This is a genomic window from Granulicatella sp. WM01 (assembly GCF_004570605.1).
Lineage (GTDB): Bacteria > Bacillota > Bacilli > Lactobacillales > Aerococcaceae > WM01.
This window is the reverse complement of sequence record NZ_SPPB01000031.1, coordinates 1-22290: the sequence shown is the minus strand read 5'-3', so window position 1 is coordinate 22290 and position 22290 is coordinate 1. Positions and strand designations below refer to the sequence as shown.

The 22290-nt window shown below is 35.0% G+C and carries 24 protein-coding genes; all 24 read right to left on the bottom strand.

What is annotated here, in order from left to right; translation table 11 throughout:
• Window positions 1–202: 202 nt before the first annotated feature.
• Entirely contained in the window at window positions 203–601 is a 399-nt protein-coding gene (locus E4T68_RS05395; protein WP_135124873.1) for a phage holin family protein, read from the bottom strand.
• Between the two features lie 138 nt (window positions 602–739).
• A complete protein-coding gene (locus tag E4T68_RS05390) occupies window positions 740–1117 on the bottom strand; it encodes a type II toxin-antitoxin system HicB family antitoxin (protein ID WP_135124871.1) in 378 nt (125 codons plus the stop codon).
• 35 nt (window positions 1118–1152) lie between these two features.
• Complete coding sequence (locus E4T68_RS05385) at window positions 1153–1344, bottom strand: type II toxin-antitoxin system HicA family toxin (RefSeq protein WP_135124869.1); 192 nt, start codon at window positions 1342–1344, stop codon at window positions 1153–1155.
• 200 nt (window positions 1345–1544) lie between these two features.
• Window positions 1545–2558 (bottom strand): G5 domain-containing protein, encoded by a 1014-nt coding sequence (locus E4T68_RS05380; protein ID WP_135124867.1) that lies wholly within the window; start codon window positions 2556–2558, stop codon window positions 1545–1547.
• A gap of 48 nt (window positions 2559–2606) precedes the next feature.
• A complete protein-coding gene (locus E4T68_RS05375) occupies window positions 2607–2813 on the bottom strand; it encodes a hypothetical protein (protein WP_135124865.1) in 207 nt (68 codons plus the stop codon).
• Window positions 2806–3219 (bottom strand): hypothetical protein, encoded by a 414-nt coding sequence (locus E4T68_RS05370; RefSeq protein ID WP_135124863.1) that lies wholly within the window; start codon window positions 3217–3219, stop codon window positions 2806–2808. Before E4T68_RS05370 ends, E4T68_RS05375 begins: the two co-directional genes overlap by 8 nt.
• 14 nt (window positions 3220–3233) lie before the next feature.
• Window positions 3234–5219: a DUF859 family phage minor structural protein gene (locus E4T68_RS05365; protein WP_256359885.1), complete on the bottom strand. Its 1986-nt coding sequence runs from the start codon at window positions 5217–5219 to the stop codon at window positions 3234–3236.
• A 22-nt stretch (window positions 5220–5241) separates the two neighbouring features.
• Entirely contained in the window at window positions 5242–7353 is a 2112-nt protein-coding gene (locus tag E4T68_RS05360; protein WP_135124859.1) for a phage tail spike protein, read from the bottom strand.
• Window positions 7350–8108, bottom strand: coding sequence for a phage tail domain-containing protein (locus E4T68_RS05355; protein ID WP_135124857.1), 759 nt, complete (start codon window positions 8106–8108; stop codon window positions 7350–7352). Before E4T68_RS05355 ends, E4T68_RS05360 begins: the two co-directional genes overlap by 4 nt.
• Complete coding sequence (locus E4T68_RS05350; protein ID WP_135124855.1) at window positions 8105–12205, bottom strand: phage tail tape measure protein; 4101 nt, start codon at window positions 12203–12205, stop codon at window positions 8105–8107. Before E4T68_RS05350 ends, E4T68_RS05355 begins: the two co-directional genes overlap by 4 nt.
• 10 nt (window positions 12206–12215) lie before the next feature.
• Window positions 12216–12380 (bottom strand): hypothetical protein, encoded by a 165-nt coding sequence (locus E4T68_RS09290; protein ID WP_167753827.1) that lies wholly within the window; start codon window positions 12378–12380, stop codon window positions 12216–12218.
• A gap of 44 nt (window positions 12381–12424) precedes the next feature.
• On the bottom strand, window positions 12425–12760 hold the full coding sequence (gene gpG / locus E4T68_RS05345; protein ID WP_135124853.1) for a phage tail assembly chaperone G: 336 nt from the start codon (window positions 12758–12760) through the stop codon (window positions 12425–12427).
• A 55-nt stretch (window positions 12761–12815) separates the two neighbouring features.
• Window positions 12816–13388: a major tail protein gene (locus E4T68_RS05340; protein WP_135124851.1), complete on the bottom strand. Its 573-nt coding sequence runs from the start codon at window positions 13386–13388 to the stop codon at window positions 12816–12818.
• A 22-nt stretch (window positions 13389–13410) separates the two neighbouring features.
• Window positions 13411–13821: a hypothetical protein gene (locus tag E4T68_RS05335; protein ID WP_135124849.1), complete on the bottom strand. Its 411-nt coding sequence runs from the start codon at window positions 13819–13821 to the stop codon at window positions 13411–13413.
• On the bottom strand, window positions 13821–14237 hold the full coding sequence (locus tag E4T68_RS05330; protein WP_135124847.1) for an HK97-gp10 family putative phage morphogenesis protein: 417 nt from the start codon (window positions 14235–14237) through the stop codon (window positions 13821–13823). Before E4T68_RS05330 ends, E4T68_RS05335 begins: the two co-directional genes overlap by 1 nt.
• Window position 14238: 1 nt before the next feature.
• Window positions 14239–14589, bottom strand: a complete 351-nt coding sequence (locus E4T68_RS05325) for a phage head closure protein (RefSeq protein ID WP_135124845.1) — start codon at window positions 14587–14589, stop codon at window positions 14239–14241.
• 13 nt (window positions 14590–14602) lie between these two features.
• On the bottom strand, window positions 14603–14893 hold the full coding sequence (locus E4T68_RS05320; RefSeq protein WP_135124843.1) for a head-tail connector protein: 291 nt from the start codon (window positions 14891–14893) through the stop codon (window positions 14603–14605).
• Window positions 14894–14899: 6 nt separating this feature from the next.
• The gene (locus tag E4T68_RS05315) at window positions 14900–16147 is read right to left on the bottom strand and encodes a phage major capsid protein (protein ID WP_135124841.1); all 1248 of its coding nucleotides are present in this window, start codon (window positions 16145–16147) and stop codon (window positions 14900–14902) included.
• A 60-nt stretch (window positions 16148–16207) separates the two neighbouring features.
• Window positions 16208–16819, bottom strand: a complete 612-nt coding sequence (locus tag E4T68_RS05310) for an HK97 family phage prohead protease (protein ID WP_135124840.1) — start codon at window positions 16817–16819, stop codon at window positions 16208–16210.
• Window positions 16782–18101, bottom strand: a complete 1320-nt coding sequence (locus E4T68_RS05305) for a phage portal protein (protein WP_135124838.1) — start codon at window positions 18099–18101, stop codon at window positions 16782–16784. The genes E4T68_RS05310 and E4T68_RS05305 overlap by 38 nt, the downstream gene beginning before the upstream one ends.
• Entirely contained in the window at window positions 18098–18262 is a 165-nt protein-coding gene (locus tag E4T68_RS09285; RefSeq protein ID WP_167753826.1) for a hypothetical protein, read from the bottom strand. The genes E4T68_RS05305 and E4T68_RS09285 overlap by 4 nt, the downstream gene beginning before the upstream one ends.
• Before the next feature lie 14 nt (window positions 18263–18276).
• Entirely contained in the window at window positions 18277–19977 is a 1701-nt protein-coding gene (locus E4T68_RS05300) for a terminase large subunit (RefSeq protein ID WP_135124836.1), read from the bottom strand.
• Window positions 19974–20459, bottom strand: a complete 486-nt coding sequence (locus E4T68_RS05295; protein ID WP_167753825.1) for a phage terminase small subunit P27 family — start codon at window positions 20457–20459, stop codon at window positions 19974–19976. The genes E4T68_RS05300 and E4T68_RS05295 overlap by 4 nt, the downstream gene beginning before the upstream one ends.
• A 476-nt stretch (window positions 20460–20935) precedes the next feature.
• Window positions 20936–21487: a hypothetical protein gene (locus E4T68_RS05290; RefSeq protein WP_135124832.1), complete on the bottom strand. Its 552-nt coding sequence runs from the start codon at window positions 21485–21487 to the stop codon at window positions 20936–20938.
• Window positions 21488–22290: the final 803 nt, after the last annotated feature.

Sequence of the window (22290 nt, the reverse complement as noted above, 5' to 3'; positions counted from 1 at the left end):
TACTCGAGCCCCTTTAGTATACACACTAGCAATTAATATAAAATGTTGATACATAGTACTATTCCTCTTTCTTTAAGTTAGATAAATGATACACTTGCCCTTGTTTTCTTATCTTAGTGAGCAACACTTCCTACAATAATTTGTATGCCGTTGCTTTTTATTAGAGTTTGTTAACTTCCTACGATGATTTTTGACAAAACTACTATTCGTTTTTATCTTCTTTTTTATTATTCAACATACCGAAAAACTTAACCAATAAACTCGCTTCACGAGTTAAGCCAAGTTTTCTATAGTTCTCCACAATAGAAGATAGTTCCATGATTAAGTATCCAAAATACAACACATATAAGGCTGCCGTTCCTACGCCACCCGGAATAATTGGAGCAACTGGTATAGCCAATAATAACAACACAATACTGGCTACTTTTCGAATAATGCCTTCAACCCCTTTTTTACTGACCACTTCTTTATTTATCCATGCAGCTAAATACCCCATGAGAAAATCTATAATCATGGCAACAACCAAAAGTGCCAGTAAATAGAGTGCTTGGCTATTTTCATTTTTTGCCACTTCATCTAAATTTTTTAAAATTCCAAACATTTGTTTTACCTCCTAAATAAAAAATAGCGTTGTTACACGCTATTTTTGTGTTTTATAACAATAATCTAAAGGTTTCACGTCCTTTTGGTGTTTTATAAAACAAAAAGACTAGCAAATTCATGCTAATCTTTTATGCTTTTAAACATTTAATTTTTCACGTAATGCATTTGTCAACACTTCCGAATAATTAACGTTAGTTTTATCTGCCATTTTAACTATCCATTCTGGTACAGTAACATTTTTTCTAACTGTTTTACCATTTTTTAAAAAAGGCACTGGATTAGCTTGTATCATTGTTACAAAGCCATCTTGGATATTAAAAGAATTAATGTCTTCAGTTTTTGGGAGTGGAATACCTTCATCCATATGTATCGCTATTGCACTACTCAACATGTGTATTGCATTTTGGATAGCTTCCTCAATATCTTCTCCTTGCGTACCACCACCAAAACCTGGTATTTCGACCCAAAAACCGTTATTCATTTTGTGAAATAAAGCTGGATATGATTTTAACATAGTATACGCATCTCCTTATATTAGAAAGATTAGGGTCATTTCAACCCTAAATCTTTCAATATTTTTTGTTCCAAACCGTTCCCTAAATCCTTATTACCATGAACTGGAATAGTAACGATATGCGAAACACCTTCCTTTTTGAAATGATGATGACTACCATTTTGTCGAATTTCTACCCAACCATGCTTTTTGGCAATTTTTATCATTTCTTTTCCTGTAAGCGGCATAGCACTATACCTCCTTACATATATAATCATACGCATAGTACGTATGATTGTCAACACCTTTTTTATTTTTTCAAGTTTTATAAAACAAAAAGACTAGCACCTACTACTTTTTTCTAATTTTTTTCATTTTTTGCTACTTCATCTAAATACTTTAAAATTCCAAACATTTGTTTTACCTCCTAAAAAAAGAGTAGCTCGTGCTACTCTCTCGTTTTCCATTCATAATTTGTGACTAATAATTCGATGTCTTGTGTACGTGTTTGTGCTGTTCCGATACTGTTCTGTCCATAATCGGTTGTCGACAAATCCGTTACTTCAATTTGACGTGCGTTAAAACTTTCAAGAGCGATGTCATGGTCAAATCGAATGTCATGCATCAATGTAACTGTTGCTTCCAAATCAACCACGAAAGAATACGTCATGGTTTGACTAGATATATCTAATACTTTATGCATTTTGCCTAATTCCTCAAAACCAAAACTAATGTTTGTGACTTTATCTGTTAGTTTTCTGATTTCAATTGTCACTTCATATTTCCCGGCTTCTACAGTTCCAAAGTATTCCCATGAAACAGACACAGGTTCGTTTTCTTCTACTCTTAGTATTTCAGTCTGTTCAATGGGTTCATAAAATGGTGCTTTCTTAACAATATTGGCATAAGCAATATGTTCTTTAACCCTTACTCTAATGACTTTCGTAACTGGGTCTTTGATGATTTCACTTGATGTTCTAACTCCGTTAATAACGGTTACACGATTTATCCCGTCTTCCCCCTCTTGCTCAACAACCTCTACATCTACTGGAATGGTGCTATCGTTGATATAGCGTGTGTCATAAGCAAGATATTCTTCTTTGATTTCTACAACAGACTCTTCAAATCCACTTGGGTTCACTTTAAGTGTTGTACGATTATTCGAAGCGAAGATATACCCTCCACATTTGACTTCAACAATATAGACCCTCGGTTCAAGCCTTTGGGTAATGGTAAATGTCACACTCCCGTTTTCTACTGTGATATGTTGACGATAGGCAATGTTTGTTGACCCGTCATCTAGGTGAGAAACTAATATGACCTCTGCTTCTTGTCCATTTAATTCATCACATCTGATATTTTCAGCGTTTAGTAATTCGTACGTAAAGATAGACGCTATATCATTCTGCTTCACTACATTTCCACCTTTTACTTGCCTTAAATTCGTACTATTCTTTTTCATAGTGTTTCCTCCACAATTTAAAAAGAGTGCATATCGCACCCTTTCATGTTATTTTGATAATAGTTCTTGTAATTCTTTTGTATCTGTTACAAGGAGTTCTAATTGCTCTTGAACTTTAGCTTTGACTTTTTTAGGTTTTAAATCGCTAAAATTCATGTATCCGTTAATAATATTAATGGCTAACGCTACAAACATCATATGGTCACCACCTTTCGTTATCATCATTTTTAATATACTCCATACTATCTTAATCATCTTGCTCTCCTATTAGACGAAGAATTGCATTATTTAATGCAACTTTTCCAGTATCCGTAATGATTAGACATTCCGAATTAAACAATACTGTCATTAATTCAGACATAGACCCCATTGCCGTTTCGTGTTGTTTGGTCAATTCTCCGGCTTTCCCGATTAAATCGTTTAGAATTTTAGATTTTTCAGCAATCGTGTCCACTAATTCGTTAGTTGCTTTATTGGAGTAGTATCTTGCATAATGCAATTCTAATGCGAGTTCCAGTTGTTCTTGCTCACTCTTACTTGTGACGTCACCTAAAGCTAGTTCTTGAATACTAGTTTGTGTATCAGGTGTCACATCTTCTAAATAAATTTTAGTTTTGTTTGACATTTCATCATATCGTGATGTTATAAATTGTATTGCCATATAGTCACTCCTTATCATTGTATGCCAAAAGAAATATCAAACCAATATGCCATGCCAGCTATTGAATTCAGTATTGACATTTCCCCTGTTCCGTTAACTTGAAGATGTACATTTCTATCTCCATTTGTACTCCATTCTGCCACAACAAACATAAGTCTTTGTGGCACATACTGGCTAGGGACAGAGCCTACGCTAAACGTTCCACCACTAACCGATTTCACACCACCTCTGACATGAACAGTATGTCCAACTACCTTATAAAACACATTGCTCACTCCTGTGCTTATCCAACGTGGATACGATACTGTGGCTAGTTCAACCCAATTACTCCATTCCCCTGTTGAATAACTACTGCACCTTGAAAAATGACGTGACCCATCGTATGTTTTATAATCTTGCATGGCTTCTTTCCCACCAGTATAGAACACACTTAATAATCCGTATGCCGTGGATTGTGCAGGATTATCCGTTTTGACGAAATAAAACCCTGTTTCTCTAATATCATTTATGGACTTATCTGTAAACTTAATAGCTCCCTCGTCATTAGTGAGTTGATAATGTTGAATCGGCTTATTATCGACATAATATTTGTGTGATGTATGTACATTTCCCTCAATATCAAGAGTTCTGCCGTCTGTGGGAATTTTTCCTATGCCTACATTATTTCTCCCCCAAGCCATAACAACCGTGATAGTACTAATTGTCGCAATCGCTTGTTGCTGTTGGTTGAATGCATCGTGAATAGTTAATCTGACATCATACGCTTTTGCTTGGTCATAATCGTTTCCACATGATAGGGTTTGCGTGATATGTTCAACTGTGCCAGTTGCGTCATACATCTTTTGCCATATGTTGTGATTACGTTCTGAACGTTCCACAACAACCCTATACGTATTGCGATTGGTGTTATTGATATAAACAGGTTTCACACTAGCAATCACATTAGCTAATACAGCTTTATTTGTTCCGTTTCCTGTACGTGCTGGTAAAAAGGCTTGTATTCTAGGTCTGTAATACTCTAGGACTTGAATTGTTGTACTTCTGCTTGCGCTGCGTCCTCGGCTATCGCTTATAGTTGCCGTAACAGTAACCGTGCCACTTCCCACATCACCATTTATGTCAACGCTTGTTCCATTTCGTCTGATGTTCCCTACTTGGACATAACTATTTCTTATGCTAGAGCCGTATGTTCCTCTAGCGTTTACCATTCTCACCCGAATAGTGCTTAATAAATTGACATAATGTCCACTAGATATAACATTAGCAACGTTTGTGTTTAATTCTGTTATCTCTAAACTGTCTATGGCAGGTGTCAACCCCTCTGGAAAGACGTACCATGCCGATAACGCTCCACTTTCGCCTATTTTTGTACCATAACTAGAATCCGAAAAACTTTCTAACACAAACTCTAACGTTACACCGTCAGTTTGTGTGTTTCTGTTGTATATAGTTGATAATTCAGACGAAGATAATGTCACTGGCACATGAACATTGCCTTGGGATTGTTGCCCTAAGCGTATCCCTTTAATGTGTGTTCCCCCTTGCAAAACTTTTAAATGATTGTAGAATGAAGCACTCTTTACATTGAACGTTGCCGTCTTAGCACTATCTATATAGCGTGTTGCACTTGTTAGTTGAACAGCATCTGCTGCTCTTGGAATTGTCGGAAGATGTAAAGTTCCCTCAAGTCGCATAACACCTCTTGTCTGTGTGTCAAAACTGACGCTAATATGTGAGGATTTATTTCCGTCTGAATGATGCCATACCCGATGTGTTCCCGTATGTAAATTGAACGGGTTAGAGGCATTGGTATCATAACTATGGTTAGCATTATGAACAACCTGTCCATCAATCGTAATCGTCAAATTAGAATTGTTATACAAGTTCCAATAGCGAAATCCACTAGCGTCTAGCCACGCTTGATACGTAACCTCTGATGTGTTATTGGATATATTTTGTGATGTATAATAATATTCTACACGTAATGTTAAATTGTTGATTCGTGTTGTAAATGTTGCGATATTATCTACCTCCTACCCAGTTTATGATTGTATAATCTGTTCCCAATCGTTCCATAATATGATTTGCGATGATTAAGGTCTCAAGAAAAACACCACTAAGAATATACAATTGTTGATTGCTGATATAAGCGACTTCTTTTCCCCCGTCTAAAAAGGACAATCTATCATTCGTCATTAATGTTTGCATGGAACTTCCTTTTCGCCCAGTCAGTACACCGTCTTCACTAAACGAAAAGTATGTTGATAAGGCATTAATCAAGGCTTGCGATTGTTGGACGTTCACTTCAAAGGCTGTGACACGTTCGCCTAATCCCTCTATGACAGATTGAGCTTGTAGGAGTTGTTCATATCGTGTCTGTGTATCTGCTAATTTTCCTCTTAAATCCTCTAAATCTTTTTCGGTTAATTTCGTTTCTAAAGTGGCTTGTAACTCACTTGTGCTATCAATGATTTTTTTCAATTCATTGTTATAGCGTTGTTGAATGATAATGAGTTCCTCTTTCTTTTGTTCATTATCCGTTTCGTATCGTTCAGTCTTAACGTACTGTGTTAAGTCTTGTACAATAGGTATCCATTCGCCGTTTTTCAGGATTTTTAAGACATTAGGTTCAACGCTTGTATCTGTCCATATAGAGCCGTTCTCGGCATGTTGTGGTGCAGTAGACTGTTTATATCTCCCAACAACAAAATCTTTAATGACGATTGATTTTTTATCAATAAGACTATCCTCTTTATAGGCTTCACATATAAACGTTGCTTCTTGTTCAACGTCAGCAATGGATAACTGTAATTCATGTCCTCTGTGATGCTGATGTTGTGTGTTCCATGTGTTGTCTTGTGAGGTATCATATCGGCTATTTCTCTTCCAAATAAAACTAAATTGTTGTGTAATATCTATCGTGTTTTTAGTGACTTGAGCAATTAATTTTGTTTGAATATGATTATCCTTAAAAATTGTTCCATTAGTTGACGTGATAGCCATAACTGGTGGAATACTATTCCAATCAAACAACTTTTCTTGTAACAACTTACTTAACCTAGACACTTTTTCATCTAGTCTATCCGGAGTCTCTTTGATATTTGAAATCACAACTTTTCCAAAGTTTCTATCTGAAAACGAACGCTGAATCTGCATCACACGTCCTTCAATAACCAATTGTGGTTTAAATTCATGGTCAACAACAGCTACCGTATCTCCTATGTTTAACGTTTCCGGCAACATATCAATGTCTACAGTATATTCTATTTCCGGATAAGCTCGTTTTTTCAACTGGTTAACAACGGCATCAGCAAGTGTTTTTTGTGTTTTAGCTTCACTATCGTACACTTTAACAATATAGCCATTACTAGCATTATGGTGTCTGCTCCAACGTGCTCCCTCGATTTTATCCACTATTGTATTTCCTATTAACTTGTATCTATCTGTTTCTTTAAAGTTGTAACCGTCTAGCGTCACATTATCACCTTTAGCAATAAGTCCTGTTGCTAGATTTTCAATACTTGATTTTTTAGTGATTTTAGACACTTCAAATCCATATTCCATTCGGACTTTCCTATCTTGTCCAATTTTTCTCTGGACATCAATCAAACGGCGATGAACTCGCCCATTTAGCAGCTCTACTCTGTAACTTATTTCAACCCCAAACCGACCAGCCAATTGTCTTAGTCGCTTCGTTGCACTATCTGTACCTTCCCACTCCAATTTTAATGCTCTATCAGGTAACTCATTTACACCAACTTCCCACCCGGAATCTTGTGTAAATTGATTAATGTACCATTGAATAGTGTGAGCCATATCTGCCTTAAAAGCGTCTAGTTGCTCACCTATCAAATCAAGACCAGCATCTTCACAATACACCGTCTTAGTATCAGAATTTTCTTCCATGGACATAATTTCAAACGTACGAATGTTCCCGTCATCATTGGCGAATACATAACACCCCACTTGAATATATTGCACATCTTCGTGCGTTTTATCTACTGTGAATTGATACGTACTAATAGCTGTGTCTAAATCTTGTTCAAATACATCATCATAAGCGATTAAACCCTCTGGCAAATCAAAAGACGCTTGACAGAGGGTGTTATATCGTCTATCCGTAACCGTTATCATAGGAACACCTCTCTAAATTTAGCATGAACATTAGGGATTGTAGCCCCAGTATTCACACTAATCCCTATCTCTGTATTGTCTCCTGGTTCAATCGCAAATGAACGGCTAGCAGGATTAACATACTTTCGCTGTCCATTAACAGTCAACAAACAATTAGATGTATCAATCTTAACAATATTACCAGTATGAAGAATTGTATTCCCTGTTTCATATCCATATTGGATAGCTCTTCCGTTAGGGTGCGTAAAAGCGACCATTTTTAAAGGTGTCGCTACTGTAAACTCAAAAATAGGAAAGGTTCTAGCTGTTCCCCTATTTTGAAAGAATAATGTATTGTTACTCTGTCTAGCTACTTTTTCCGATAATGACGTAGATACTGGAGAATGTTTTACCTGTAAAACAACACGATATGTATTTAACGGTAAACGTTCTTCGGATACAATTTCAAAAGAATACGCTATGTACTCTCTATTCACTGTAATATCTGGCTGAAACACAACACACTCTTTACTTATCCATATTTTAAAAAGGTCAATTACGCTTTGATTAACCTTATAGATGTTAATTTCGTAATCTACTACAACACTCTTGCGTTTGTCATCATGCTTTTCAACATATACCCTATGTAATAACCTATCATCAGACACTTTCGTTTTACTAGAAGGAAATACAAAGCGGTCTAGCTTAGAAATTGATACTTTAGTAGGAAATTCGTCACTTCGCATATTTCCTATTTTCATAATCACTTTCTTCATACAACCTCTCCTCTATTCCGAGATTTTCTACGCTTTTTAAATTCAATTTTTTCTATAATTTTATCTGCTAAAGTATTTAAATCTGTATCTTCCCTAACAATCATTCCCTCGCCATAAATATTAATGTTATAAACATCTGAACTGCGTTCATGATTAGATATAGGTTTATTCGGTAAATAGTCTAAAAAGCTAGTATCCGTACCAATTTTAAACTTAGGAATATTTTCTACAAATTGTTTAAGGTATGGATTATATTTAGCCACATTCAGAAATTTATTAACAGAACTCCACACCTTAGTCCCTTTAGGCAAATCATACATCGTATCATTATCCGGTGACACCCCAAAATATCCTTGAGGTGTCAAGAACGGCTCTCTGCGTCCACCGTCCCCTAAAATAGCTAATCCACCCTCGTGGAAATTTGTACCTGTGGCATATTGTCGCCTATTATATTTTTCGTAATATTCATTAGCGTATACTGTTCTTATATTGACCGTCTTATCTTGTAAACTATTTATCCTACCTCGTATCTTATCAATAATATCAGCTGAATCATTAGGGTTAACTTTAACTTCAGCAACTTTTTTATCAAAATGATTAGTTGACCATTTAGTAATCAAATCTGTAAATTGGTCTTTCGCTTCAACTGAGTTCGTATCAATTCGGGCTAGTTGTTCTCTAAATTCAGCGTTCCCCCATATGCCGTATATATCCATAAATTTCATCTGTTCATCAGTAAAATTAGATTCAAGTATCATTTTCTTTATTTCTGGTGAAAAGGATTCCCATTCGCCTCTTGTTTCCAACAATTTTTGAAGAACGACTCCTGCATTTGTAGAGGTTAAAAATGATTTTTCTTCAATCGTGAGTTCGTCCCATTTTCCAACTTGTTTTAAAGCTATTTCTATCATGCCTTTAGCATTTGTCTTTAAGTCAGCATGTTTTATATCAAATCTCAAAGCGTCCCAGCCTTCTTGTGTTTTCACACTTTCTTCAACAACTTCTCTCAAATTATCCACAACGCGTCCAGTTGCTTCATCAGTGATTAAGTTATTCCAATGTTCATTTGCTCTTTTCACATTATCAGACAACTTATCTGCCATAATCCCACTACTGTTAGTCAATAAGTCATTACTTCTTTCAATACTTTTGGCATTTTCTTCAATCACTCCTGCCATTTGTTGATATTCAAATCCTAGTTTTTCCAGTTGATCACTTAACTCCTGTTTCAACGATTTAATAACTTTTGAATTAGTTTGTCTAGAGATTAACTCATTCATTGTTTCATAAGTCGAAATAGCTAGTCTTCTTCTCGTTTCATAACTTTCTTTGTCTAATTCTTCTAAGCCTTCGTAATATTGCTTATGGGTAATCATTCCTTCTGTCAAAGACTGCTGCAAAGCATTCTTTTCTTCTTCATAGGCTTTTCTATGTTCCGAAGCTAATTCTCTCAAATACTCTCTTCGGTTATGTAACTGTTCTTTGTCTAATTGTTTCACACTATCAGACATATTTTGAAGAATTTTATTTTGTTCTGCTGCTGATTTGCCTAAGGTTGCAACAGTAATTTCTTTAGCTTCCTGTTGTAGTCGTTTAATTGTTGTTAATTCATCTTCTCTTAAACGTCTACGTTCTTGTGCTGCCTTATCAACAATAGCATTGATTTCACCCTCTATTTTACCAATATCATTTTTAGCTTCGTTATATTTTTCAATACGGTTATTTTTCTCTTTTTCAGCATACTTTTTTGTCTTTTTAGATAATTTAGAATAAGTATCTTCAATTTTCCCAATTTGATCATCTATAATTTTACCCATTTCCTGAAACATGTCAGTATAAGCGTTGGAAATGTCTTTACTATTTTTTTCGTCAATTTTAACAGCATGATTTAATGCGTCTTGTGATTTAACACCAAAATCTTCGACTTTAGTTAACGCATCTGATGTTGCTTTCCCTACATCAACACCCCATTTTTCAATGACTTCTGCACTTTCACGAGCACTTTTCGTTAATTCATTATATACCCACACACCACCAGCTACAGCAGCAGTAACACCGACAATACCAAGTACCCATGGATTCATTAACGCTGTTCCCATTTTCATAACAGTCCCTAAGCCAGTTGTCGCACCACTCATATTACCAAGTGCAGATACTGCTCCACTTGCACTAGTTGTAATCGCTCCTATTCCCTCTGTTATACTATTCGTTCTGAAATTCTTAACAATACTAAATACACCTTTTAACAGTCCTCCAAAACCACTCAAAGGTTTACCTACTCCCATAAGAAGAGGGCCTATAAGCCCCAGTTGGAATATTAACTTTTTTGTCCCTTCATCGAGATTAGCAAACCACATCACAATATCCGAAACAGCCTTAACTAACCAATCAGAATTATCAATTAATTTATTTAACTCTGGTAAAAGTTTTTCTCCAGCTGCAATAGCCACATCAATCAATTTGTTTTTAAACATTTCAAACTTACTTGCTGCTGTCTTGTTACGCTCTGTAACCTCTTTATTTAGGGCAGTGTTTTCATTCCATGCTTGAGTTCCAGTTTTAACTGCTTCATTCATTAGATTTTGAGCTCCACCTAAACGTAACAACGTATCACGTAAACGGATTTCACTAACACCCATTTCATCTAATATTTGTACGGCAGTTGTTCCTCTTTCTCCAGCCGTTGACAATCCCTCAACAAACTTTCCAATAGCCCCTACAGTATCTTTGTTAAACATATCTCTGAATGCTTCCGAAGACATTCCAGCCACCTCAGCGAACGATTCTAAATTATTACTTGCTGTAATGATTTTTTGAAGTTCAGTTGTTGTCATTCCTAAACTCTCAGCCAATTTTTTAAATTTTTTAGAATTATTAGACGCCATTAATTCTAATTCACGCATACTCAGACCTGTTTTATCGACTAAATCAAGGGCTTTTTGGTAGCCTGTTTCAGTAGCAACTTTCATGTTTATCATCAATTTACTAAAAGTTGACCCTCCACGTTCTGCTTCAATTCCGACAGAACTTAATGCTGCCGACACTGCCAATATCTGCGCTTCACTTAACCCAACAGAATGTCCAGCACCAGCCAGTTGTGTAGCCATTGAAACAATATCTGCTTCAGTAGTCGCATAATTATTCCCTAAAGCAACAATGGTAGAACCTAATCTATCAAAATCTTTTTGCGACATTTGCGTAATATTAGCAAACTTGGCTAGAGATGTTGATGCTTGGTCAGCCGTTAAGTTTGTTGCCATACCTAACTTAGCCATAATTTCCGTAAACTGCAAAATATTAGGCACTTGAATACCTAACTGCCCTGCATTCTCGCCAACTTTAGCTAATTCTGCTGCTGAAACTGGAATTTCTTTAGACAACTTTCTAAACCCATCACTCATTTTTTTGAACTCTGGTTCTGTTGCTGATACCGTCTTACGAACACCCGCAAAGGCACTTTCATAATTAGCAGCTATTTTCACGACACCTAATATTCCACCACCTATAGTTGCCGTAACGGCTGTTAACGTCTTCCCAGCTTTATACATGCTATTACCAAATTTTTGTGTCTTATCACCAACTTTAGATAATCGTTCAGAAACTTTTAACGTTTTATCAGTCTGTAAGGCATATTTAAGTTGTAATTCTCCCAATTCACGATTGACACCAGCCATTTCAGCTTGTAAGCGCGCAATATTTTGCATAGCAACTTGCTCTGCCTTAGTTGCGTTTTTTCTCCCCTTAGTTAATTCATCTAACTTTTTAATTTCCTCACTAGTTAGATTAAGATTTGCATCTTTTGCTTGTTTTAATTTATCATAACTCTCTTTACTACTCGATAACGTCTGTCTAGCTTTTTGTAAAATTTTATCGTGCTTTTGTAATTCAGAGTCATATAACGTCAATCTTTTCTTTGTGTTATCAATTTGTTTTGCCAATCCAGTTCCAGCTTTACCCCATTTTGTCGTGGAGTCTTTCGCTTCTTTCATATTGCTTTTTAGGATAGCCATTTGTTGTTTAAAAGTTTTCATTTTACCGACAAACTCGGTTGTATCCATACCCACACGAATCTTAAGATTACCAAGTACTTCTTCCATTTAACACCTCCTAAAAACCTAACTGGTCTATAAACACCAACTCATTCCCTAAATTATTAGATTTATTGGCTTCATAGTTTAAATGCTCAATTTCAAATGTTCTGTGGAACAGTTGCTCATCAATCTGCTTTGGTGTCCAATTATACTTTTGCTGTAAATATTGGTAAGATTTCATGATTACTTTATAAAATGTTTCTACATCTTCTCCGTCTTCTTCATCTAATTGACTTCCTTGTCCAGATTGGCTAGTTTCTTTGGGTTTACGACAATATCAGACATTAATTGTCTTCCTAACGTCATAAAATCAAAAATATCATCAGAACAAAATCCAGTATCAAACTCATCTGCTGTAAACTGATTGCCAAAAGCAAGGACAATATAATCCCTAATCTTCATCATATCCACAAGAAGTTCTTCTTCTGTAGGATTATCTTTTAAAAAATTCCCTTGTTCTTGCTCTTTATATAATTCAGCTGTTTTCAACATGACCAAAAACGTTGGTTGTGGCAGTTGGAACGTTTTGACTTTACTATTTATGTGTAGCTTTAATTCCATATATTTTCTCCTTTACAAAAAAATAAAGGGAGATATGCTCTCCCTTTAAATCATTCTAAGCATTAGATGTAGGCACTTGAATTTCTGTGAACCATTTTTCTGTAACAGCTTTCCGTTCGGGAGTGCTATTATCTAGTGCGTAATCAAAGATACCTAAATCTTGACGAACAGTTGCTTCTCCTGTAATAGTTGGTTGTTGGAATTCAATATTTTCACCTTTCGTTTTAAAGGTTTCATCTGTTGGTTTGAAACGAACCTTATACAGAACACGATATTGATACCCACCATTTGACAGTTTAGAGCGAAAGACTACTGCAAAATAAGGTGCATTGGCGTCCATTCCGTTTGATACCCCACCTAACTGGTCTACAGTTAACCCTAATAACTTCGCTTCAATCTCAGGTGTTAATTCATTGATATTCATCGTAAGCGTCATACCTGTAACTTCAGACACATATTCATCTAATACATCATCTGCATACATTTTTGCTTCTGCCACGTTTTTTTGTAAATTCACCTCGATAGCTTTCGCAACCCTAAATGGTGTGCCATACGTTGGAACTCCACTTTCACTTTCTTTCGTAATTGGAAATGCGTACAAATCCTGTAATCCAATTCTTTTTGCCATTATATCTACCTCTTTCTATTTTTTAAAAAGATAAAGAGCCTTTCGTTAATGATTCAAAAGTCTCTCTATCTAAAGTTTGCATATATTTTAAGATAACATGTGTTACCTTTGTATCTTGGTCTACAAATTCATAAGAATTATACAAACCAAAGCCTATTGTGCGCATTGCTAAATCAACTTTTTCAGTTATTTTAGGTGGAACACCTTTCTTAGAAAAGAGCGATACTTCCCACCTTGCCTCGTATGTATCAACATAATCATCAGCATACCTCATATCTTGCACAGAAATTGGTCTATAGATAATTAAAGGATACACCGCATTAGTCACTGCATTTACTGAAATATTCGGTATACCATGAGGTTTATCAACCCAGTCAACAATTTCAGTGTCACTCAGCAATGCTTTACGTATTAAAAATCTAAAGTCAAGCATTAGAATACACCTCTTTGTTTCAACAATGCTTTCAGTTTTCTTTTTTGTATAGACAAAACTTTTTGCCTAGAGTGTAATCCTGCACGTTCAACATAGTGTCTAGGTTGAATGTGTATAGTACCAAACTCAAGAAACCACATGCGCCACTCTGTTACACGGAATCCAACATCAACATACTTAACATAACCATGTTGCGAGGATTTAACGTTTGTAATATGGACATCTTTTACAGCATGCCCCTCATCGCTATGCTTCATTGGCTTACTTACTGGAACAGTTTCTTCTATTCTCTTTTTTATCGGTTCAGCACTTTCTTTCAGAATGTCATTAACACTGCGATTTATCCTATTTACTGTTGTATCTAAAACTGAAAACATTTCATCTATACCTGAAATATCTATTGTCGGTACTGGCAAGCTACTCACCTCCGTCTATAACAGCTTCACCAAGTAGTCCTATTTCTTCTCTAAGACCACTCTTATCTCCAATAATGGATATATTATACTGATTATCCCCATAAGAAAATCGCATAGTACTATCTATCATGTCGGTATACCTTAACGTTAATTCCAAACGATTACGCAATGTATTACCACCACTAATAACAGACTCTAATTGCTCCCTAAAAATAATTTTGACATTCGCCCACCGCTTAAAGCAAGGCACAAATTGACTTTCATTCATACCTGTTTCATCATTGTACGTAACCACTTGCTTGAAAAATTGTATACGGTGAGTGTAATTACTCGGTTTTACTCTCTTTGCCATATATTACCTCCGTTTACTCAGCGTATTGGAGTTGTGTAATAATAGCTTGAATACCAATTGGGAACATGTGCGTGTTCTTATACTCACGATAATCTAACGCTCTATTCTCTAACCAATTGCCTACCATAAGATGAATAGCCGTAATTGTTAACTCATTATCCTCATGATAAGCACCTGCTCCTTGAAGAAAAGCCACTGCACCGTCTATCAACGATTGAATAAACGGTGCTTCATCTTCTTCATACTTTTGAGCAATTAGAACATCTTCAACAGATACCAGTTCTTGCGTGACTTTTCTCATCATTTACCTCTATGCTCCCCCACCAGATTTACTTGTTGTTGAAGGTAAGGTCGGTGCTTTAGATGTATCAATTTCTGAGACAATAACTGCACCTTCATCCCATTTTTCTACATTGAAACGGTCAATCACACGAATGTCAAATGAATTTCGTTCAAATGATTTACCACCAATCTCTGTTCCGGTTACCTCATATACGTTACGGTCAAACAAGATTAATGCTTCTTTTAAATCTCCGATATATACTGGTGCTTTTTTACCATTTGATTTCAAAGTACGATTAGGGACTACTACAACGTGACGTGCAAAAATAGTATACGGTGTTTTACCTGTTACATCTTTTTGAATTAAATAGTTTCCATTTTCATCTTTACACTTATCTAACCAATTCCACCCATCTTGGTTAGTCACAATAACTGCCGTTGTAGAGAATGCCCCATCTAGTTCAACATTTAAAATGTCTTTCAAATCATCTGTTACACCAATTGCTTTTTGACGTTTATTAAATGTTGCTAAAACATTCAAAATAACCGTATTGCGTGTTAATAGTGTTTTTTTAGCAATCCATTTAGCCACATGACTCAACAGATTTTGGTCTGTATCTTGTATTAATTTACGTGGAATAGGTAAAATTCCAGCATAATCTTTTAAAGAATACTCTTTTTTCTCAAATTGTGGCGAAGGAATATCTTCGATTTTATCCCATTCACTAATTTCAGCAAAAGGAACCATATCTGCTAATTTCTCAAACACACGAACACCCGTTGGGGAAGAAACAATCTCTGTTGTCACCAAGGTAGACAAATCGAACTCCATTTGCCGTTTGTACTCATGGATTCTCGTTTCAACATCTTTAGGGACAATCAGACCTCCGTTATCTTCTACAGAAGATTGGAAATAAGGTGTTGCTGTTGGAACGTCTTGTGCTCTAATGTGTTTCATACGTTCAAAAATTTGCTCATCTCGTTCAGTAAGGCTCTGTGGTTTTCTTAAAGCACGTAAGAATGTTGCTGTATATTCTTTTTCAATATCATCATCTAACAAATCTGAAATAGAACGCTTTTCATCTGTTTCTACAACATCTTCCGTTTTTTCTGGAATGATATGTTTCATTTCGATTGCTAAATCTAATTTTCCACGTAATTCTTTAACTTTTTCAGCTTTTTCGCGTAATTCCTCAATCGGTGCATTGCTTTCAGACGCTTTTTCATAGTCTGATAGACTTTCTGTTAATAATGCTCTTAATTCTTTTTCGTTCATAATGAACCTCCTTAATTTTTATAAAATAAAAAGACCTACATGTTTTTTTGTAAGTCTTTTTTAACGATATAGTTCAATTTGTAAATTTAATTTTTCTCGCTCCTCCAATTCATCTTTATCATCAATCAGTAAGCGTTCAATTTTATGACGACCACGCTGTCCTACCACAGCTTCAGTATCTTCATAAGCCGGATTAGTCACAACCGAAATATCGTACACTTTATCTATATGATGAATGGTTCTGAGATAAGTACCCTCTTCTAATTTCTCCCATGTTTCAGCAGTATCATCGTCCGGAATTGTAAACGCAAAAGAGCATTTATTAATAACTCCCGCTTGCATATTAGCAATTAAATCTCTTGCATAGCTTGTATCCGTTGGAGTAAATTTAAATTTCAAACCGATATTATCAACCTCAAGAGATAAATTAATACCCGTCCTTGCCAAAGTCATGTTTTCATCATGATTAACAAGAGCGACAACGTTTGACATATCTGTTTTATCTAAACAATTTTGGTCTAGCCGCTCAATAAACGGCGACCAATAACCCAACTTTTCGCTATTTCTGTTGAACTTTAAAGCATACCCCTCTATTGTAGGTAACCCCCCTTCATCTCCTGAACGGATTTCAACATTAGTTAGTATCGCTCTTTTCTCCATTACCTTGCTCATCTGTTTCACCCCCTTTCGTTGCCACAAATAGTCCATGATTATCTACTCGAGATTTCGCAACTTCTGCCACAGTTCCCATTGGTGCATAATTCAATGTCATCATCGGTTCATCTGCGTAAGATATATCATAAGGACTATCTTCATTTTGTGTTCTAACTTCATTAACTGTCTTAACTCCCGACCTAATATTAATCTCTTGAACAGTTGCTCTGTCTTTACTTGTTCCACGCAACTCGCTATCCATATTAAATTTTGTGTAACACCCTATATCATCTTTGGTTTTTAGAAAAAGTTTGTAATTAAATTCTTCCTCTATTTGTACAACAAGTGGCTGTAAAGTATTTTTCACATAATCAATAGACTGGCTTTCAATATTCGTATACGTTGCATGGTCAAGCTGATTTATTTTATGCAATGGCACTTTATAAACGGCTGCAATTTGTTGCTGATTAAATTTTTGTCCCTCCAAAAACTGTAAATCAGCTTGAGAAACCCCAATTTGTTGATATTCCATACCGTTATCTAAAATAGCTATTGCTTCATCAGAATTAGTCAACTTCCATTGTTCCCTAATATTACTCTTAGAAGCCTGATTTAAAGAAGAGGACATTTTTAAAATGCCTTGTGGAGTTCCTCCACTTTCTAAAATTTTCTGATTCATTTTTAAAGCTGCTTTATTGGATTGCACTTGCTCTGAAATAACTCTCACAGGACTAATCCCTATATATCCGTTTCTTGACATTCCTTTAATATGAATCACTTCATAAGGTTGTAGACGAACACGCTTATTTTTATACATCGTTTCATAATAAAATGTGTGACTATCCACATCAACAACCACATGAACATTTGTAGCAGTTAACGGGTGTAATGCCGTTGTTTTACCATTCTTATCATATTCTATTAATGCATAAAAATTGCCAGCAAAACATAAATCAGTGACAATCATCTTCTTAAAGGAAAAAGGTGTCATATAAGGATTAGGTCTAACCCCCAACAAATACTGGATATGATGATTGCTTTCTTTTTGTATTTGCCCGTCAACATTCTTAAACACTTTAATCGGTAACTTGGCTATATCATCACTCAATACATTAACACACGCATAAATATCATTAAATAAATGAGCAGTAGAGTCGGTTGGTTTGGCACTATCCTTTAACCCTAAAATATCAAAAAGATACTGAAAGCCAACTCCTTTAGACTGTTCAGCCAAATTATAATCTTTATGAGATGCCGGAACAAATGACCTAAAAAGTTTATCAACTATATTCCTCATCATTTTTCACCTCCTTTATTTTTCAATAGGTTACTTGCTAATTGAATAAACACCCAGCCAGACACAAGATAAGCAAGAGGTGGAAAAACAGAATAGCACGCATAAAAAACACATATAAACCCTAGCATATACATCAAAAATACAACACAATCTACTATCTTCACTATTATCACCTCCTCTAAAATGAAAAATCTGCACTACTATAGTAGAGATTAGCGTCTACCTCTTGTGCGTCACTCAAAATCCTTGAAAATGCATTTAAAACGCTCGCTAATGGGTCTATACGTCCATTGCTTGTTCTTTTACTAATCATAATATTTTCTTGATCATCAACTCTCGTCTTAGCATTTAAAATGGCTCTTTTTAATAGTTTGTCCCCATTATGATAAACATTCCCTTTATAAACTTCGTTTCTAAATTCTTTGGTTGGCAAAGACAAATGAATAATCGTCTGTGGAATTTCTATAGCATTTATTCCTTTTGCTGATAAACTAACCATCATACCTACGGCATTATATTTATCGAAACAAACCATTTTAACAGGATATTCTTCACACCATTTCAAAATATATGATTCTACAACACTATAATCAACAACTGCACCTTCTGTTAAAATCAGTAAACTGTCTTTTACGTATAAATCATACGGAACTTTGTCCGTATTCATTCGTTCGTAATACTTTTCTTCTGGCATAAAAGATAATTGTTTAACATACTTTTTACCGTCTTTTTCGGCTACTAAGGAAATACTAGTCAAATCAGTAGTCATGGACAAATCCACCCCTAAATAACAATTATCAGCTGTTTTTATAGCTTTTTCTAACGTTTCATTGTCCACACTATTTTTATCCCATTTGGTAATATCCATATACCCATTTTCTGGCATATCTACCCATATATTCATGTTTTTAGTTAAGAAATTACGCATTTTTTCCGGGACATCTAAAGCTATTTTAAGTTGCCCTCTTAAATAGTTCATTCCAATATCATGGGTAGCCACAATAGGATTAGCTTTTATCCATGTTTCTTCATCTTTAATATCGTCTCCAGCTTCTAATTCATTGACCATAACAAAATATTCTTCATTTTCAATATCATCATGTGGATTTAATATTTTAGAAACATATTGATACTCTATAGCATAACAGGGATTTGTTAATTCAAATCCTGCTGTTGTAATAATATTGAGTAATGGCTGCGTTCTAGCTCCCATACCAGAGTCAATAACATCATATAATTCCGTTGTCTTATGTGCATGATATTCATCAATCAACCCAGCTTGTGGGTTAAATCCATCTCCTGTTTTCCCACTATCTTTGGACAACGCTTGAATAAAGCCCCCACTTTTGATATGCGTAATTTTCCCATAACTTACTTTAAATTTATCAGAAAATTCGCTTTTGCTGATTTGAATATTTGTTTCATTCCAAAGTAATTTAGCTTGGTCAGACTTGGTAGCACCAATATAAACCTCGGAGTAGGCTTCCCCAAAAGCAGAAGCCTCGTAACTCCCAACACATGCCATAGACTGTGTTTTTGCATTTTTACGTGCAACTTGCCAATAGGATTTTTTAAAACGTCTGTATCCTGTATCCTTATGTATCCACCCATAGAGATTACTAAAAATAAAAATTTGTATGGGGGCTGGATTGATATATTGCCCGGCTAATTTCCCTTTAGAATGTTTGAACTTACTCATCCAGTTTAAAAACCGTAAGGCTTTATCCTCATTAAAGATATATGGAAAATCATCAGTATTTTCTCTTTGCAAATCTCTTAAAAATCTTTGATTTGCCCAACGTTCTTTTTGGCAGTGATGTTTCTCATTTGAAATTACTTGATTAGAATAATCAATCAGCATTTCACGAAGCGTTGTCATACATCGTCAAACTCTCCTTCCTCTTTATCTTCTACAGTCATCTTCATAGCTAATCTTGCTCTTGCTGAAGGAGATAACCCCAAATCTGTTTGCATTTTTCTCAATTGGTCAAACAACTTATCTTGTTTTACAAATAATGGGTGCGCCGCAACAACTGTTTCTGATGATTTATTGGCTTCTACCATAATGCCGTCATTTATAATACGATTTGTACATCTAACATATTGCTCATAGACGTTACAATAAATCGCTAAGACATGGAGGTCTAAATTACTTAACAAATCAATAGTATCCGTTTCATTAACAACGTATTTAAATTCTTTTTTAGCTATTTTCCCCAACCAGATAGGTGGTTTTAGCTTGTCTTTAGCTACTTTTAACGCTTTTTCTGATTGTTTTCTTCGCAAGATTTCTTCTTTTGAAATTTTTGCAGTATTCCCATTTAATAAAGCTAAATCTATTGGTACTGGTGTATTTGCCACAATTATCACTCCCTTTCTAATAGCATAATTTTTTAAAATTTCTTACAGGTTAAAAAAAAATTTAAAACGGACTTTGTACGAGGAAAGGCTGGACGCGGTCTACACGGATATAATCACAGTGATTTTTGACGGGGGTATATCAACTTACACATTGGATAGGTGTGAGAATACCAGGGCACTCCCCTATGTTGTTATTTTTGGTAAACTTTATATATTATTCTTTTCGTTGTTCTATTTCACACACTGTATACGTGGTTTATCTTGTCATGTTATTCTTGTTTGTTATTCATATCATCATATCTGTGTATAAAAAAAGCCAATCAATTCTTACAACTGATTGGTTTACCATTCTTATTAATCTTTATGTTATTATTTATGATGATAGAGTGTTGAGCAACGAAAGAGGTAACACATGAAACAAACAAGAGATAACAAAGGAAACAAACCAAAACCGACTCCACCACCCAAACCAACTCCTACTCCTGAATAATATACATTTTGAGTTGTTTATCTACATCTATAATAATATCACATGTATAAAACTCTGTGAGTTTATCAACCGTTAAGTTTTCCATGCCTTTCAGCCTTACAAGAGCTATCTCGTTGTATTCGTCCGACTTGTTAGCATATAGCCATAATCGTCCATGTTCTATAAGTTCATTATTAAAGTTATACACATAAATGTATGGCTGATTATCATACTCGCTCAACGCTCTATCCTTAACGGTTCTATTATCAAACGTATACCCCTTTTCCCTTTCAAGCGAGATATATTTCTTTTTAATAAATGGCACAAAATAAAAAGTTATAGAAAAAGATACCACAAAGACTATACACATTTTTAGGTATATGTTACTAACAACTATCAAACTATCATATATAAAATAGTTAAGCCCAGTAAAAAACGCTACTACTGCCATTTTTTCCAATTGTTGACTATTCTTATTAAAGTTTATAACGTCCGTCCTATTTAATATAAAATAATTTAGTATACCCAAAGCACCAAGTTGTATGATTCTCTCTAGCATAATTTCACTCCTTATCTATAGTATTAAAAATTTATAAAAAAGCGTTGATACTTTTACAACATCATTATACAATATAAATGTAGTCGGTTTTGGCGACCGACTAACTCCCAAATAGATGGGAGGTGATAAGATGACACGGTTAAACAGGATAAAGCAAGAGCGTACAAAAAAACGCCTTGAACTTCTCAACATTATCAAAGTTATAACGCCAATTATAACCGAGATAATAAAGTTGGTTGTTGAGATACTCAAAACGTTAACCCGTTATTCTTAACACTTTAAAAGTTAGGGGGTTGTTCGCTCAACCCTTTAACTTATCTATACTATAACATGAAAAAAGAAAAAAGACAACATGGAACACCAACGGTGAGATAATGCGATGTTATAGACAACACAAAAAAAAGAAAGTCCGAAGACTTTCAAAAGTTTATTAACTTGATAACGGCAATTATTAAACTAATACATGAACTACTGAAATTCTTTAGAACTTTCTAATCTCTATTAGTAGCAGAGCTTTTTAACTTCTCTACTATGGTGATTGTACCATAAGTGAAAGAATAAAACAATATAGATTTTTTAATTTTTTTAAGTAAAAAATAGACCCCGTGTTGTAAAATGAAGTGCAACAAATAAAAATAAACAAAAAAACATGAAAATCAGCTATACTAAAGTTGCCAAACCAAATAGATAGGAAGATTTTCATGTCTGAAGTACATTATACCACAAAACGACACTATAAACACTTAAGTGATAAAGAAAGAAGTCAAATTGAAATATTATTAAACGAGGGCTATACTATTTCA

Coding starts and splice junctions, on each gene's coding strand:
- E4T68_RS05355 (WP_135124857.1), bottom strand. CDS start 8,108: ATGAAGAAAGTGATTATGAAAATAGGAAATATGCGAAGTGACGAATTT.
- gpG (WP_135124853.1), bottom strand. CDS start 12,760: ATGGAATTAAAGCTACACATAAATAGTAAAGTCAAAACGTTCCAACTG.
- E4T68_RS05340 (WP_135124851.1), bottom strand. CDS start 13,388: ATGGCAAAAAGAATTGGATTACAGGATTTGTACGCATTTCCAATTACG.
- E4T68_RS05390 (WP_135124871.1), bottom strand. CDS start 1,117: ATGTTAAAATCATATCCAGCTTTATTTCACAAAATGAATAACGGTTTT.
- E4T68_RS05290 (WP_135124832.1), bottom strand. CDS start 21,487: ATGCTAGAGAGAATCATACAACTTGGTGCTTTGGGTATACTAAATTAT.
- E4T68_RS05370 (WP_135124863.1), bottom strand. CDS start 3,219: ATGGCAATACAATTTATAACATCACGATATGATGAAATGTCAAACAAA.
- E4T68_RS05325 (WP_135124845.1), bottom strand. CDS start 14,589: ATGGCAAAGAGAGTAAAACCGAGTAATTACACTCACCGTATACAATTT.
- E4T68_RS05305 (WP_135124838.1), bottom strand. CDS start 18,101: ATGATGAGGAATATAGTTGATAAACTTTTTAGGTCATTTGTTCCGGCA.
- E4T68_RS05375 (WP_135124865.1), bottom strand. CDS start 2,813: ATGATTAAGATAGTATGGAGTATATTAAAAATGATGATAACGAAAGGT.
- E4T68_RS05335 (WP_135124849.1), bottom strand. CDS start 13,821: ATGCTTGACTTTAGATTTTTAATACGTAAAGCATTGCTGAGTGACACT.
- E4T68_RS05310 (WP_135124840.1), bottom strand. CDS start 16,819: ATGAGCAAGGTAATGGAGAAAAGAGCGATACTAACTAATGTTGAAATC.
- E4T68_RS05320 (WP_135124843.1), bottom strand. CDS start 14,893: ATGATGAGAAAAGTCACGCAAGAACTGGTATCTGTTGAAGATGTTCTA.
- E4T68_RS09290 (WP_167753827.1), bottom strand. CDS start 12,380: ATGAAATCTTACCAATATTTACAGCAAAAGTATAATTGGACACCAAAG.
- E4T68_RS05300 (WP_135124836.1), bottom strand. CDS start 19,977: ATGACAACGCTTCGTGAAATGCTGATTGATTATTCTAATCAAGTAATT.
- E4T68_RS05360 (WP_135124859.1), bottom strand. CDS start 7,353: ATGATAACGGTTACGGATAGACGATATAACACCCTCTGTCAAGCGTCT.
- E4T68_RS05385 (WP_135124869.1), bottom strand. CDS start 1,344: ATGCCGCTTACAGGAAAAGAAATGATAAAAATTGCCAAAAAGCATGGT.
- E4T68_RS05395 (WP_135124873.1), bottom strand. CDS start 601: ATGTTTGGAATTTTAAAAAATTTAGATGAAGTGGCAAAAAATGAAAAT.
- E4T68_RS05315 (WP_135124841.1), bottom strand. CDS start 16,147: ATGAACGAAAAAGAATTAAGAGCATTATTAACAGAAAGTCTATCAGAC.
- E4T68_RS05380 (WP_135124867.1), bottom strand. CDS start 2,558: ATGAAAAAGAATAGTACGAATTTAAGGCAAGTAAAAGGTGGAAATGTA.
- E4T68_RS05350 (WP_135124855.1), bottom strand. CDS start 12,205: ATGGAAGAAGTACTTGGTAATCTTAAGATTCGTGTGGGTATGGATACA.